A 13,971-nucleotide genomic window follows, 5' to 3' on the forward strand; every position below is an offset into this window, starting at 1 on the left:
CTTTACCTATTTCCGACTACCTCGCTAATCTTTTTACCCCTTTTGCTCGCCACTTGACGAGGAGATAACATATTATCAAAGGCCTTAAATACTGCACATATAACGTTATGAGGATTATTCGATCTAGTAGATTTAGCTACTACATCTTTTATGCCCAACACCTCAAAAACCGACCTAATCGCTCCCCCAGCAATAATGCCTGTTCCAGCTCTAGCTGCTCTTAAAACTATTTCACCAGAGCAAAATTTAGCCTTAATATCATGGTGCAAAGTTCTACCTTCACGTAAATACACTCTAATCATCGATTTTTTTGCAGCATTTACAGCTTTTATCCTTGCTTCAGCAACTTCTGCATGCTTACCCATTCCACATCCCACTCTACCCTTCTCATCTCCAACAACAACCAAAATTGAAAATGAGAACCTCCTACCACCTTTGGTGACTGTTGTTACTCTCCGTACTGAAACTAAAAGCTCTGACCAATCATTATTATTTTGGAAATTCTTTATAGTCATATTTAAAATATTCTAAAATTTAAATCCAGAGCTTCGTAAGGCTTCAGCAAACTGAGAAACCAACCCTGTATATTTATATGCTCCACGGTCAAATACCAATTTTTGTTCTAACTTCATATTAGATAGGCGTTCAATCATTAAAGAAGAAACCTGCTTTATAGTTTCAGTATTGATCCCCCTTTTACATACATCCTTAATTTTAGCATCCAAAGTAGAAACAGAAGTGAGAGTTACTCCTTTTTCATCATTGATTAACTGAGCATAAAAATGCCTATTAGATTTAAATATGGATATACGTAAACGCTTAACACCACTGTTGAGCTTCTTTCTATTACGTAAATTCCTCTTCTCAGAATTACTTAAAAAATTATACAATCTTCTCATCTTAATTACTTCTTTTTACTCACAACTTTACGCAACATAAACTTGCCTTTTATTACAATACCTTTACCTTTATAGGGGTCATATTTTCTAATTTTGCATATATCAGATGCTATCACATAGACCTTTTGCTTGTCCATACCATTAACCACCAAGTGAGTTGGCTTTATACACTTAATCTCAACATCTTTAGGCACTTTATACTTAATATTATGGCTATAACCAAGATATAGAGTCAAATACTTACCATCACACTCTGCTTTGTATCCAATACCGTTAATCTCAAGATCAACAGAAAAACCATTAACTATACCATTAATAATATTATTAATATTACTTCTATAAGTGCCCCATATAGGTTTTATCTCATTGTAACTATCTTTGCCTTGATCAACAGAAAGCACTAACTGGTTATCAGTAACCTGACACACAATATCACTACATAGCCTAAGCTCTTTTTCCGCCTTAGCACTTTTTATTAACACCTTACCATCATTACATTCAACTGAAACACCAGCAGGAATATTGATAGGTGCTGCACCTATACGAGACATAAATTTCTCCTATTACTTAAAATACACGACACAAAATTTCTCCACCAAACTTTAACTTATGTGCATCGTAATCAGTCATCACTCCCTTGGATGTAGATATAATAAAAATACCAAGTCCATTATATGCTTTAGAAATATCCTTGTACTTAGAATAACAACGACACCCTGGCTTCGATACTCTAACTATATCACTAATTACAGGTGATCTCTCATAATACTTTAATTTTACAACGAAAGATGGTATATTACCCACAACCTCTTTTTGGTAATCAAGAATATATCCTTCATCCTTTAAGATCTTTAGTATAGAAGAATTTACCTTAGAGAACAAAACTCTTGTCGTCTTATGCATCGCCAATTGAGCATTACGTATCCTTGCTAAAAAATCGCCAATACTATCAGATAATGCCACAATATACTCCCTATATTATACTTACCAACTAGACTTTGTGATCCCTGGAATTTTCCCAAAAGAACACAAACCACGTAAAACAATTCTACATAAACCAAATTTTCTATATACTCCTCTTGGCCTTCCAGTTAAAGCACATCTATTTCTAATTCTGATTTTAGAAGAATCTCTAGGTAATTCTTTTATTAACTTATTTTGAGCTGCAAACCTCTCGCCAATAGGTATATTCTTATTGTTTATTATAGACTTCAATCTTTCTCTTTTCTCTCCATATTGATCACATAATTTTATTCTACGAAGATTTCTCTGTACTATAGATTTTTTTGCCATATACCTCTTCTCTTAACTAATCAAAAAAGGGAAACTTAAAAGCTAGCAATAATTCTTTCGCTTCTTTATCACTGGCTGCACTTGTTACAATATTGATGTCCATACCTCTAATTTTACTTATTTTATCGTAATCTATTTCCAAAAATGAGATATGTTCTTTTATACCAAAAGAGAAATTACCATTACCATCAAATTGTTTCACACTAAACCCTCTAAAATCTTTTTCTCTCGGTAAAGCAACATATATCAACCTTTCTAAAAATTCATACATTTTATCTCTACGTAAAGTTACTTTACAACCTACTGTAGCACCTTTTCTTATCTTGAAACCAGAAATGGACTTCTTTGCAAATGTCGATACAGGTTTTTGTCCTGCAATTAAATATAGATCATCAAATGGTTCATTTATTGCTTTATTGTCTGTAGCAGCACCTCCAACACCCATATTAATACACACTTTGACAAGCTTAGGTACCTGCATTATATTGCCATAGTTGAACTTATCCTTTAAGGATTTTACTATGCTATCTCTATACAATTCCTTAAACATACCAACCTAGCCTATTACTTCTCCAGAAACTTTTGCAAAACGTACTTTTTTACTATCTATAACTTTAAACCCTACTCTAGTTGGAGCTTTATACTTAGGATCCAATATTGCAATGTTAGATATATCAATAGCTAATTCTTTATTTATTATACCGCCACTACTACCAGCTTTTGGCTTAGCATGTTTCTTGTGCACATTTATTCCAGAAACAACTGCCTTTCTTTTAGCACTACATGTTACAATTTTGATTACTTTACCAATTTTGCCTCTATCTCTACCAGTTAAAACTATAACATCATCACCACTTCTTATTTTTGCACTCATTATAAAACCTCAACAGCTAATGACATTATCTTCATAAAAGAACCAGAAGGCAGCTTCTTTACCGGGCCAAATACTCGAGTACCAAGCGGTTCACCTTGATTATTAACTAAAACTACAGCATTGCTAGAAAAACGAATTACAGAGTTATCAGACTTTCTAATACAGTTTTTCACTCTAACAACAACCGCTCTATATACTTTTCCCTTTTCGACCTTCCCCTTTGGGTTAACAGACTTAGTGGACACAACAATTGTATCACCTATGGATGCAGATTTTCTACCACCCAACAAGCCAATACAGAGCACTTCACGCGCACCAGAATTATCAGCTACTTCTAATAATGTATTTTTTTGAATCATGCAAATACCTTATTCCACTCGAACAATAACCCATTTTTTAGTAGCAGAAATGGGCCTATGCTCTTGTATAAAAACCTTATCTCCTTCTTTACAACTATTATTTTCATCATGCACTGTGTACTCTTTATACCTCTTTATAACTTTCTTGTACAGTTTATCTTTATACACCCGTAATACTGAAACCTTCACAGTTTTATCACATTTAGCTTTAGTTACAACACCACAAAAAACCTTCTTAGGCACTCTTTCCCTCTATTCTTCTTTCATTTAATACAGTTAAAATACGGGCTATACTCTTTCTTATCAAGCTAAAACGAGAAATATTATTACACTGCCCCAACTTTTTTTGAAAAATCAAATTAACAAATTCCTTCCTCAAATTTACAAGAATTTCATACAACTCTTGTGAGGACTTTGATCTAATATCAGCTATATCCACTGTAACTCCGCTTAACTATAATTAGATATAAACTTACACTTTACAGGAAGCTTAGCCATTGCCTTTTCAAGTGCTAGCTTTGCTAAATGCATGGGAACGTCGCTGCTAATTTCAAATAATACCCTACCAGGCTTAGCTTTAAACACCCAAAATTCAACACTACCTTTTCCTTTACCCATCCGCACATCTGTTGGCTTTTTACTAATAGGAGTATCAGGAAAAATTCTTATCCATATTTTACCAGAACGTTTCAATGTTCTAGATATCACACGTCTCACAGTCTCAATATGCTTAGACTGAACCCTACCTGCTTCTATAGTTTTTAAGCCATAATCTCCAAAAGACAATGTGCTACCACCCTTTGTATTACCCTTAATTCGCCCTTTAAATACCTTTCTATATTTACTCTTTTTTGGTACAAACATTTCAACACACCTTAATTAACAATATAAACCCAAACTTTAACTCCTATAATACCATATATAGTTTTCGCTTCACAAAAAGCATAATCTATATTAGCACGTAAAGTATGCAAAGGCAAACGACCTTCTTTATACCATTCAGTACGAGCTATCTCAGCTCCACCAAGACGCCCAGAACAACCTACTTTAATACCCCCACCTCCCATTCTTAAACAACTTTGAATGGCCTTTTTCATTGCCCTTCTAAACGAAACCCTTTTTTCTAGCTGTTGTGCGATGCTGCTTGATATTAAAGCCGCATCTATCTCAGGCCTTTTGATTCCCACTACATTTACTTCCACACTATTTTTTACTTTTTCAGCTATTTTTTGTTTTACCTTTTCAATATCCAAGCCTTTTTTACCTATGATCACCCCAGGTCTAGAAGAATGTATCGTCACAGACAATAAATCAACTTTGCGCTCTATAATTATTTTGGAAAGACCAGCATGCTTAAAAGACTCATTTATGTAACTGCGAATAAATAAATCCTGATGCAATTTCTCTTTGTAATCTTTATTAGCATACCAAACAGAATCCCAGGTATTATTATTTATTTTTAACCTGAACCCTATAGGGTTAACCTTTTGTCCCATATTTTACACTTTCTTCACTAATTTTTTACTCTTATAAATCATACTATTTGCCTTAATTTTATAGTTATATTACTATAATGCTTACTAACTCTATTAGCTCTACCCATAGCTTTTGGACATACTCTATGTAAAGTAAAAGACTTGCCTATTAAAATTTCTTTTATATACAAATTATCGATATCCAATCCATAATTGTATTGAGCATTGGCAATTGCAGAATTTAGTACCTTTCCTATAAGGCCAGCAGCCTTTTTTTCGCAAAATCTTAATTGCACAGTAGCAAAAGAAACTTTTTTATTACGTACCAAATCAGCAACCAAATTTAACTTACGAGGAGTCGACCTTAAAATCCTAGAACTAGCTCCAATTATTGGATCCATGCTCTTCATATCAACTACCTTCTTACCGCCTTTTTATCACCATTATGCCCAGCAAATTTACGAGTAGGTGAAAACTCACCAAACTTGTGGCCTATCATATTCTGATCATTAACACTGACAGGGATGTAATCCTTGCCATTATAAACAGCAAATTTTAAACCCAAACAATTGGGAAGAATTACAGAAGCCCTAGAATGAATTTTTATCACCTTATTAATAGAGCCCTGTTTTAAAGCTCTGTTTACCAACCTTAACACAGAAGGATGACAAAAAGGCGGTTTCCATGCAGATCTACTCATAAACTAACCTTTTAATTGCTTTATATACTTATCACTAAACTTATTTTTTTTTCGAGTTTTCTTTCCTTTTGTTGCAACACCCCAAGGAGTAACAGGATGACGCCCACCAGAAGTTTTTCCTTCTCCACCACCATGAGGATGATCTACCGGATTCATAGCAACTCCACGAACAGTAGGCCTAACTCCCAACCACCTACTTCTCCCAGCTTTACCCAATTTTCTATTTTTACGATCAGGATTAGACACTACACCAATAGTAGCCTTACAAGAAGACAAAACTAACCTAACTTGACCAGACCTTAACCGCAACAAAACATAATTGCCATCACGACCAACAACTTGTGCATAACAACCGGCAGCTCGAGCAATTACAGCACCACTACCTGGCTTCAACTCAACACCGTGAACAAAAGAACCAATAGGTATACCCTTCAACGGCAAACAATTGCCTGGCAATATGTCAATGCCACTTCCTGACATTACAATATCACCGGGCTTTATGCCTTGTGGAGCTAATATATAAGATTTGGTGTCATCACACTTATATGACACCAACGCTAAAAACCCACTTCTATTTGGGTCATATTCTATTTTTTCAACTACACCCTGATCATTTCTATTACGTTTAAAATCTATAATCCTATACTTCTTTTTGTGACCACCACCTTTATGACGAATTGTTATTCTACCATTATTATTTCTTCCACCACTAGACTTTTTACCAAACGCAAGAGACTTTTCTGGCTTACCTCTTGATAAACCTATCTTACTTACTAATACAGTTCCACGAGACGATGGAGTAACAGGATTAAGAAATTTTATACCCATATTAAACACTCATTATATCCAATTTTTGACCATCCATTAAAGAAAAATATACTTTCTTTTTTTTTTTTTCATAACCAACCACACCCTTAAAGCGTCTATACTTAGGCTTAACTCTAACAACGTTTATAGAGGAAACTTTAACATTAAACAAAGACTCTATTGCCGACTTTATTTTATGCTTATTCACATTTACAAAAACATACAAAGAATATTTATTAAATTTCTCCCTCAAAAAAGAAGCCTTTTCTGTGATTATAGGACACTTTACTATATTATTATATTTAATCATAACAACCTACCTTCAAGATATCTTAAAGCATCACTCGTTAACATTATGCATTCATGATTTAATATATCAAAAACATTCAATCCGATAGGCTTGATCAAGTTTACATAGTGCAGATTTCTAGCAGCACGCAGCAAACTATCTTCATAATCGCCGACTATCAAAAAAGAAGAAAATTTAAAATTTTGAATATACTTACACATTTCAGACGTTTTCTTCACATTAATATTTAAATTATTAAGAATAATTACTTGATTATTTAAGTATTTTAGAGATAAAGCAACTTTTAAACCAAATTTACGTACTTTTTTATTAAGAGAATAAGCATGACTTCTAACAATAGGGCCGAAAATAACTCCACCACCTCTAAACTGAGGAGACCGTAAACTTCCTTGTCTTGCCCTACCGGTGCGTTTTTGACTATAAGGCTTAGCTGTTGTACCAGAAACATCACTAATGCCTTTTACTTTATGAGTACCAGCTCTTCTTTTTGCTAATTGCCACCTGACTATATCATGCAAAATACTCAATTTTTGCTCAACAGAAAATATTAAAGGGTTAAGCTGAGTAGTACCCACGTCATTATTAGATAGATTTACTAATTTACATTCCATAACTAACTTACCAAACTACTAGCATTATCGTTACTTACATCTAACAGCAGACCTACCGGAAAAGGAACATCCTTATGTAAAGGCTTTTTAATTGCATCTTTAACAAAAACGTAAGAATTTTTAAATCCAGGAACATTATTACCTTTCACAACAATTGTACTATTTCCATGATCAATGGATAATATTTCCATATTCTGCACAGTTACTCTACTACTACCTAAATGACCAGCCATTCTCTTTCCTTTAAACACTCTACCAGGATCCTGACATTGACCAGTGGAACCTTGTGACCTATGAGCAATAGAAACGCCATGAGATGCCCTGAGCCCACAAAAATTATGTCGCTTCATTACACCAGCAAATCCCTTGCCTATGGAATAACTTGTAATATCAAGATATTGACCAACTACAAAATGATTAACACCAACTTTTTTACCACATTCTATTCCTGAAAGGTCGCTTAATCTGCTCTCATACAATTTACATCTATTACTTATTCCCATCTTCTTTAAATATTCTAACTGTGGTTTTGCAATATTTTTAAAATTCCCAATACCTAAAATAACTGAATTATAGCCACACTTATCTTGCCTTCTCACATCAACAATATAAGTTTCGCTGAGATGTAATAAAGTCACAGCTACGCGACTATTATTAGAATATATAGCAGTATGACCAATATTTGTCATTAACAAACCAATTCTCCTTAGCAAACTTATTCTCTTCATTTCTCTTTCCTAAATTTAACTCTCTTGATCTTTAAATAAATTTCTACGCCAGGAGGAGGAGGAGGAAAAAAAGATGAATCTCCAAGCATCTGCATCATAGCAGGAGTAAGACCATGTAAAACAATCAACCGCCCAGAAGTCCTCTGTTCAAATTGCTCACGAGATTTTTTATCAACATGAGGAGATCTATTAAAGTCAAATTTAGAATTCCTTCTTCGTAATGCAACAGGACCTGACAACTCTGCACTAGAATGCTTAAACTTGTCTTTAAATCTACGAACAAACTCTTTAACATACTTCTCTAACTTTAAACAATCAAAAGCTCTACTTATAATATATGCAACTTGCTCTACTTCAGCCACTATACCCACTCCAAAATTTCAGAAACAACACCAGAACCAACAGTTCTACCTCCTTCTCTTATTGCAAAGCGCAATCCCTTATCCATCGCTATCGGTACTTGCAATTCTACCTCTATACTTACATTATCTCCAGGCATTACCATCTCTTTCCCTTCTAGCAATTTTATACTTCCCGTCACATCTGTCGTCCTTAAATAAAATTGTGGCTGATAATTCGCAAAAAATGGTGTATGCCTTCCTCCCTCTTCTTTCTTTAATATGTAAACTTCTGCCTTGAACTTCCTGTGCGGCGTTATTGTTCCTGGTTTTGCTAATACTTGTCCCCTCTCTACTTCTTCCCTCTTCGTCCCTCTTAGCAATATCCCCACATTTAACCCTGCACTTCCTTTTTCTAGCAATTTCTTAAACATTTCCACACCAGTGCATGTTGTCTTCTGTGTAGCTTTCAGACCTATTATCTCTATCTCATCACCTATCTTTATCTCCCCTTTTTCTATTCTTCCTGTTACTACCGTTCCACGTCCCGATATCGAAAATACATCTTCAATCGGCAATAGGAACGGTAAATCTACAGATCTTGGTGGCACTTCTACATAGTCATCCAACCTCTCCATCAATTTGTCTATTGACTTCTTCCCATATTCACCGTCATCATCCTCCAGCGCTTTCAATGCAGATCCAATTACCACTGGAACTTCATCACCTGGAAACCCATATTTACTCAGCAATTCTCTCACTTCCATTTCTACCAAACCTATCATATCAGGATCGGATACATCAGCTTTATTTATATATACTACAATATACCCAACACCAACTTGCTTCGCGAGTAATATGTGCTCTCTCGTCTGCGGCATAGGTCCATCAACTCCCGATACTACCAATATCGCCGCATCCATCTGCGCTGCACCTACTATCATGTTCTTCACATAGTCAGCGTGCCCAGGACAATCAACATGTGCATAATGTCTCTTCTCCGTTTGATATTCAACATGTGCTGTTGCAATCGTTATTCCTCTTTTCCTCTCTTCTGGTGCCTTATCTATTTGATCATACGCTACAAAATTTCCATAATGCTTTGTTATTGCTGCTGTCAATGTTGTCTTCCCATGGTCCACATGTCCTATCGTTCCTACATTGACATGCGGCTTCCCAAATGCTTCCACTACTTGCGCTGTAGCTTCTACTGCTGTTGTCATAATCGTTACCCTTAATTATACTTTAACTCATTGACCACATACTGTGGTACTTGTTCATAACAAGAAAAATGCATGCTATATTGAGCTCTTCCTTGAGACATAGAACGCAAAACATTTATATAACCAAACATACTTGCAAGAGGCACTAAAGCAAGAATTATAGTGCTATTATTATGTGTCTCCATACTTAAAACCTGTCCCCTCCTACTATTTACATCGCCCATAATATCGCCCATATATTCCTCAGGTGTAATAATCTCAACTTTCATTATAGGCTCTAACATTTTTGGGCCAGCCTTACTTGCCATTTCTTTAAAAGCACCCTTAGCAGCTAGCTCAAAAGCCAAAGGGCTTGAATCAACTTCGTGAAAAGCACCATCAATAAGAGTAGCCTTAAAATCGATAACCGGAAAGCCAGAAACCATACCTCCTTCTTTTATCAATTCCAGACCATTTTGTACACCAGGAATATATTCTTTTGGAATTGCACCACCTACAATTTTACTTTCAAATTGAAATCCAGAACCAGCCTCAAGAGGCTCAAACAAAATCTTTACTTTAGCAAATTGACCAGCACCTCCTGATTGCTTCTTATGCGTGTAATCAATTTCAACAGATTTAGTAATAGTCTCACGATATGCAACTTGAGGAGCGCCAATATTGACATCAACGTTAAATTCACGCTTTACTCTATCAGTAATGATTTCAAGATGTAACTCGCCCATACCTTTTAATATAGTCTGACCATTTTCTGCATTCACTGACATTCTTAAAGAAGGATCTTCTGCAACTAACCTACTTAAAGCAATACCCAACTTCTCCTGATCTGAAGTAGTTCTAGGTTCTACAGCAATTTCAATAACAGGTTCAGGAAATTCCATACGTTCTAACAATATAGGAAAATCAGATGAACATAAAGTATCACCAGTGATTGCTTTCTTCAATCCCACTAAAGCAACTATATCCCCAACTTTAGCTTCGTTTATATCTTCCCTATTGTTTGCATGCATAAGTAACATTCTACCAATTCCTTCAGTCTCATTTTTTCCTGCATTTAACACAGTAGATTTAGACTTTAACTTACCGGAATAAATACGAATAAACGTTAAGCTACCCACAAATTTATCTGTCATCACCTTAAATGCAAGAGCAACAAATTTCTCTTTTTCTGAAGGTTTAACCTTAATTTTCTTTTCTAAATCCTTAGGATCGGTTCCAACAACTTCATCAACATCAACAGGAGAAGGTAAAAAATCAACTATACTGTCTAAAAGTGGTTGCACGCCTTTATTTTTAAATGCTGATCCACACAACACAGGAACAAATGCTCCTTTGATAGCTCCACTTCTCACGCATCTTTTCAACAAATCTACTGGCAAGTCGTTAGATTCAAAGTAAGCATTCATTGCTTCATCATCCATTCCAGCAGCAGTGTCTAATAAAAGATTTCGATACTCTTGAGCCTTATCAAGTAAATCAGAAGGAATATCTTCATAAGAAAATTTAGCACCTAATGTCTCTTCTTCCCATATAATGGCTTTCATAGAAATTAGATCAACTACACCTTTAAAATCTTTTTCACTCCCTATTGGTAGCTGAATGACTAAAGGTACTACCCCAAGCTTACTCTTTATCATATTAACACATCGATAAAAATCGACTCCTATTCTATCCATCTTGTTAATAAAACAGACACGAGGAACACTATACTTATCAGCTTGACGCCAAACAGTCTCAGATTGAGGTTCAACTCCCGCAACTCCATCAAATACAGCAACTGCACCATCTAAAACTCTTAAAGACCTTTCGACTTCAATAGTAAAGTCAACATGCCCGGGAGTGTCTATTATATTGATTCTATAACCATTCCAAAAACAAGTTGTTGCAGCAGACGTGATTGTAATACCACGTTCTTTTTCTTGCTCCATCCAATCCATAGAAGCTGCACCATCATGCACTTCACCAATTCTATTTTGCTTACCAGTATAAAATAAAATACGCTCTGTTGTGGTAGTCTTACCAGCATCTATATGAGCCATTATACCTATATTTCTGTATTTGGATATATCAATTTCCATATTACCATCAATTAGCTAATGTTAAAAACGAAGATGAGAAAAAGCCTTGTTAGCTTCAGCCATTTTATATTTTTCTTCACACATCTTAAATGCACCGCCGCGTTTATTATATGCATCCAATATTTCAGAGCACAAACACTTAAAAAACCCTTTTCCACTTTTTTTTCGCATAGCAGAAGCTGATTTAACAATCCACCTCAACGCCAAAGAAACAGCTCTATCTTTTTTAACTTCAACAGGCACTTGATAAGTTGCACCACCAATACGACGGGAACGCACTTCTACAGAAGGTGTAACATTCTCCACTGCCGTTTCAAAAATTGACACTCCTCTTTCATTCACCTCTTTTTCAGCTGAAGACAAAGCATTATAGACAATTTTTTCTGCAACGGATTTTTTACCATATTTCATGATTACATTAATGAAACGCATCAGTAAAACACTATCGTAACGCGAATCGGGACTTATTTTTCTCTTCCTTGCTTTATTTCGACGAGCCATAAAACCTTAACTAGATTTTTTTACACCATATTTTGAACGAGCCTTTTTGCGATTTTGTACACCACGCAGATCAAGAGCACCTCTTATTATATGATAACGCACACCTGGTAAATCTTTAACCCGACCACCACGTATTAAAACAACAGAGTGCTCTTGTAAATTATGGCCTTCACCAGGTATATAAGCTGTCACTTCACCATACCCACTAATTCTTACTCTAGCCACTTTACGTAGTGCTGAGTTAGGCTTCCTAGGAGTTGTAGTGTACACTTTAGTGCAAACACCTCTTCTCTGGGGGTTGCTTTTCCCCAAGGCTGGTACCTTCTTCTTACAGGACAATTTCAATCTGCCCTTACGTACCAATTGATTTATCGTAGGCATATGTTAAAAACCCAAGCTCATTAAAATAACTTAAGTTCTAGTTTTAAAATAATAAACCTCAATAGTCAATATAAAAATAAACATTACTATTCTAATAATTCGAGCTTACTAAATTCTTAATAACAATAGATTCCTTGTGTAATTATTATTTGAGAAAAAAGCTTAGCGTATGATCAGAAAAAAAGAACCTGCTCAGATAACAGAGTTCTATATAGATCGACCCTGTTGTGAATCTGCATCCTTGCTCCTTTCAACTTGTTCTGCAAAAGATGTCTCCTGCTCACTAGTATACTGAAGTGGCTTAGCAATTTCATGCACAACAGCAGTAACTGCAGTCAAGAACGCTTTCAATAACGCACCTAGACTCCTCCAAATTGCTTCCCTACCATATATACGAGCTTATTTTCATTGTCATCAGCGATTTCCCCCTGCCCTTCTTTTTGGACCCATTCTATGAGCAATAACTGAAGACAACACTTCCCTTAAAAGACTTCATTCGTTTCTTTGCTTTATGAACATCTCCATCGCTTGCTGCCTCATGTCCATGGCTTAAGTGCTTAGCGTTCATTAGCTCCTTTTGTTGCTGAGCAAACATACCACTTAACACTTCTCCCATTATTTGTTTCCTTCGTTTTTCCATGACTCTTTCTCATAGACTCTAATTTATCACGAGTATGCTTTGCAGTTTAATTCTATATCAATAATCTTCAGATGCTGCCTAACTATACAAAGTTTCTATTAGCCTACCTACACTTCGCTTTACTTGCATAGTCCTTTTGTAACTATCTAAATTATTGATTCCTTCATCAATTTGATCTAAAATGTCCCTAAAAGTTTTTAAATAGCCTTAGATATACTGTGCTATATCTTTCTCTTTGTGTTGCTCTTCTTGGTTTAGCTGACTTCATTTTTTAAACCCCTCTCTATCTATAATCTTTATTTTCTCTACTATTATTGTTTCCTTTTCTAAAAGATAATCGCCATTCATAATTTGATTAAAATTTCCACCAACTACTATTGTATATGAAAAGATTAAATTGATGTTAATGGAGGGTATTTACAACTTCAGCTCTAGCTAAAACCATAGTGAAGCTGTCAAAGCAGCGGGGTCATATAACCTCTCATACAGTTCAATAAACATCTGAGCCTAACCTTCTCTCTAGCATTAAAATTAATTTTATAAATCATTATTAGAGTTCAATATAGCAGAATTACATGACAATTCATCAGCCAATATGGAGTCTAAAATTCCGTTAATTTTTATTGTAATGTGTCTGCTTTCTAGCACAACCTAATACTTTTCCCCAGCTAAAAGAAGAAATATCTTTTATTTTCTCTATGTATTATGCAAAGTAAACCTCAAATTTCGTATATTATTTAATACGACAAAATTA

General features: G+C 35.1%; 25 protein-coding genes. All 25 read right to left on the reverse strand.

What is annotated here, in order from left to right; translation table 11 throughout:
- Positions 1 to 2 precede the first annotated feature (2 nt).
- Positions 3 to 515: a 30S ribosomal protein S5 gene (gene rpsE / locus WBM_RS01920; RefSeq protein WP_011256523.1), complete on the reverse strand. Its 513-nt coding sequence runs from the start codon at positions 513 to 515 to the stop codon at positions 3 to 5.
- A 12-nt stretch (positions 516 to 527) separates the two neighbouring features.
- Positions 528 to 899, reverse strand: coding sequence for a 50S ribosomal protein L18 (rplR, locus tag WBM_RS01925; RefSeq protein WP_011256524.1), 372 nt, complete (start codon positions 897 to 899; stop codon positions 528 to 530).
- 5 nt (positions 900 to 904) lie between these two features.
- Complete coding sequence (gene rplF / locus WBM_RS01930; RefSeq protein WP_011256525.1) at positions 905 to 1,450, reverse strand: 50S ribosomal protein L6; 546 nt, start codon at positions 1,448 to 1,450, stop codon at positions 905 to 907.
- 16 nt (positions 1,451 to 1,466) lie between these two features.
- Positions 1,467 to 1,862: a 30S ribosomal protein S8 gene (gene rpsH / locus WBM_RS01935; RefSeq protein WP_011256526.1), complete on the reverse strand. Its 396-nt coding sequence runs from the start codon at positions 1,860 to 1,862 to the stop codon at positions 1,467 to 1,469.
- A 21-nt stretch (positions 1,863 to 1,883) separates the two neighbouring features.
- Positions 1,884 to 2,192 (reverse strand): 30S ribosomal protein S14, encoded by a 309-nt coding sequence (rpsN, locus tag WBM_RS01940; protein WP_011256527.1) that lies wholly within the window; start codon positions 2,190 to 2,192, stop codon positions 1,884 to 1,886.
- A gap of 16 nt (positions 2,193 to 2,208) precedes the next feature.
- Positions 2,209 to 2,742, reverse strand: coding sequence for a 50S ribosomal protein L5 (gene rplE / locus WBM_RS01945; RefSeq protein ID WP_011256528.1), 534 nt, complete (start codon positions 2,740 to 2,742; stop codon positions 2,209 to 2,211).
- A 6-nt stretch (positions 2,743 to 2,748) separates the two neighbouring features.
- Positions 2,749 to 3,066, reverse strand: coding sequence for a 50S ribosomal protein L24 (rplX, locus tag WBM_RS01950; protein ID WP_011256529.1), 318 nt, complete (start codon positions 3,064 to 3,066; stop codon positions 2,749 to 2,751).
- On the reverse strand, positions 3,066 to 3,425 hold the full coding sequence (rplN, locus tag WBM_RS01955) for a 50S ribosomal protein L14 (RefSeq protein ID WP_011256530.1): 360 nt from the start codon (positions 3,423 to 3,425) through the stop codon (positions 3,066 to 3,068). The genes rplX and rplN overlap by 1 nt, the downstream gene beginning before the upstream one ends.
- Positions 3,426 to 3,434: 9 nt before the next feature.
- A complete protein-coding gene (gene rpsQ, locus WBM_RS01960; RefSeq protein ID WP_011256531.1) occupies positions 3,435 to 3,668 on the reverse strand; it encodes a 30S ribosomal protein S17 in 234 nt (77 codons plus the stop codon).
- The gene (rpmC, locus tag WBM_RS01965) at positions 3,661 to 3,864 is read right to left on the reverse strand and encodes a 50S ribosomal protein L29 (RefSeq protein ID WP_041571446.1); all 204 of its coding nucleotides are present in this window, start codon (positions 3,862 to 3,864) and stop codon (positions 3,661 to 3,663) included. The genes rpsQ and rpmC overlap by 8 nt, the downstream gene beginning before the upstream one ends.
- Before the next feature lie 11 nt (positions 3,865 to 3,875).
- The gene (gene rplP / locus WBM_RS01970) at positions 3,876 to 4,289 is read right to left on the reverse strand and encodes a 50S ribosomal protein L16 (RefSeq protein ID WP_011256533.1); all 414 of its coding nucleotides are present in this window, start codon (positions 4,287 to 4,289) and stop codon (positions 3,876 to 3,878) included.
- Between the two features lie 11 nt (positions 4,290 to 4,300).
- Positions 4,301 to 4,921, reverse strand: coding sequence for a 30S ribosomal protein S3 (rpsC, locus tag WBM_RS01975; protein WP_011256534.1), 621 nt, complete (start codon positions 4,919 to 4,921; stop codon positions 4,301 to 4,303).
- 38 nt (positions 4,922 to 4,959) lie between these two features.
- Complete coding sequence (gene rplV / locus WBM_RS01980) at positions 4,960 to 5,310, reverse strand: 50S ribosomal protein L22 (protein ID WP_011256535.1); 351 nt, start codon at positions 5,308 to 5,310, stop codon at positions 4,960 to 4,962.
- A 5-nt stretch (positions 5,311 to 5,315) separates the two neighbouring features.
- Positions 5,316 to 5,600, reverse strand: coding sequence for a 30S ribosomal protein S19 (gene rpsS, locus WBM_RS01985; RefSeq protein ID WP_011256536.1), 285 nt, complete (start codon positions 5,598 to 5,600; stop codon positions 5,316 to 5,318).
- A 3-nt stretch (positions 5,601 to 5,603) separates the two neighbouring features.
- Entirely contained in the window at positions 5,604 to 6,428 is an 825-nt protein-coding gene (rplB, locus tag WBM_RS01990; protein ID WP_011256537.1) for a 50S ribosomal protein L2, read from the reverse strand.
- A 1-nt stretch (position 6,429) separates the two neighbouring features.
- Positions 6,430 to 6,717 (reverse strand): 50S ribosomal protein L23, encoded by a 288-nt coding sequence (locus WBM_RS01995; protein WP_011256538.1) that lies wholly within the window; start codon positions 6,715 to 6,717, stop codon positions 6,430 to 6,432.
- Entirely contained in the window at positions 6,714 to 7,328 is a 615-nt protein-coding gene (gene rplD / locus WBM_RS02000) for a 50S ribosomal protein L4 (protein WP_011256539.1), read from the reverse strand. The genes WBM_RS01995 and rplD overlap by 4 nt, the downstream gene beginning before the upstream one ends.
- A 2-nt stretch (positions 7,329 to 7,330) precedes the next feature.
- The gene (gene rplC / locus WBM_RS02005) at positions 7,331 to 8,056 is read right to left on the reverse strand and encodes a 50S ribosomal protein L3 (protein WP_011256540.1); all 726 of its coding nucleotides are present in this window, start codon (positions 8,054 to 8,056) and stop codon (positions 7,331 to 7,333) included.
- Complete coding sequence (gene rpsJ, locus WBM_RS02010) at positions 8,053 to 8,418, reverse strand: 30S ribosomal protein S10 (protein ID WP_011256541.1); 366 nt, start codon at positions 8,416 to 8,418, stop codon at positions 8,053 to 8,055. The genes rplC and rpsJ overlap by 4 nt, the downstream gene beginning before the upstream one ends.
- A complete protein-coding gene (gene tuf / locus WBM_RS02015) occupies positions 8,418 to 9,617 on the reverse strand; it encodes an elongation factor Tu (protein ID WP_011256542.1) in 1,200 nt (399 codons plus the stop codon). The genes rpsJ and tuf overlap by 1 nt, the downstream gene beginning before the upstream one ends.
- A gap of 11 nt (positions 9,618 to 9,628) precedes the next feature.
- Positions 9,629 to 11,695: an elongation factor G gene (gene fusA / locus WBM_RS02020; RefSeq protein WP_011256543.1), complete on the reverse strand. Its 2,067-nt coding sequence runs from the start codon at positions 11,693 to 11,695 to the stop codon at positions 9,629 to 9,631.
- A gap of 21 nt (positions 11,696 to 11,716) precedes the next feature.
- Positions 11,717 to 12,196 carry a 30S ribosomal protein S7 gene (rpsG, locus tag WBM_RS02025; protein ID WP_011256544.1) on the reverse strand — a complete coding sequence of 160 codons (480 nt, stop codon included), beginning with the start codon at positions 12,194 to 12,196 and terminating at the stop codon, positions 11,717 to 11,719.
- A gap of 6 nt (positions 12,197 to 12,202) precedes the next feature.
- Entirely contained in the window at positions 12,203 to 12,577 is a 375-nt protein-coding gene (gene rpsL, locus WBM_RS02030) for a 30S ribosomal protein S12 (protein ID WP_011256545.1), read from the reverse strand.
- A gap of 207 nt (positions 12,578 to 12,784) precedes the next feature.
- Entirely contained in the window at positions 12,785 to 12,928 is a 144-nt protein-coding gene (locus tag WBM_RS06230; protein WP_225416070.1) for a hypothetical protein, read from the reverse strand.
- A gap of 100 nt (positions 12,929 to 13,028) precedes the next feature.
- Positions 13,029 to 13,217 (reverse strand): hypothetical protein, encoded by a 189-nt coding sequence (locus tag WBM_RS06235; RefSeq protein ID WP_225416071.1) that lies wholly within the window; start codon positions 13,215 to 13,217, stop codon positions 13,029 to 13,031.
- Positions 13,218 to 13,971: the final 754 nt, after the last annotated feature.

The organism is Wolbachia endosymbiont strain TRS of Brugia malayi, from assembly GCF_000008385.1.
Classification (GTDB): Bacteria; Pseudomonadota; Alphaproteobacteria; order Rickettsiales; family Anaplasmataceae; genus Wolbachia.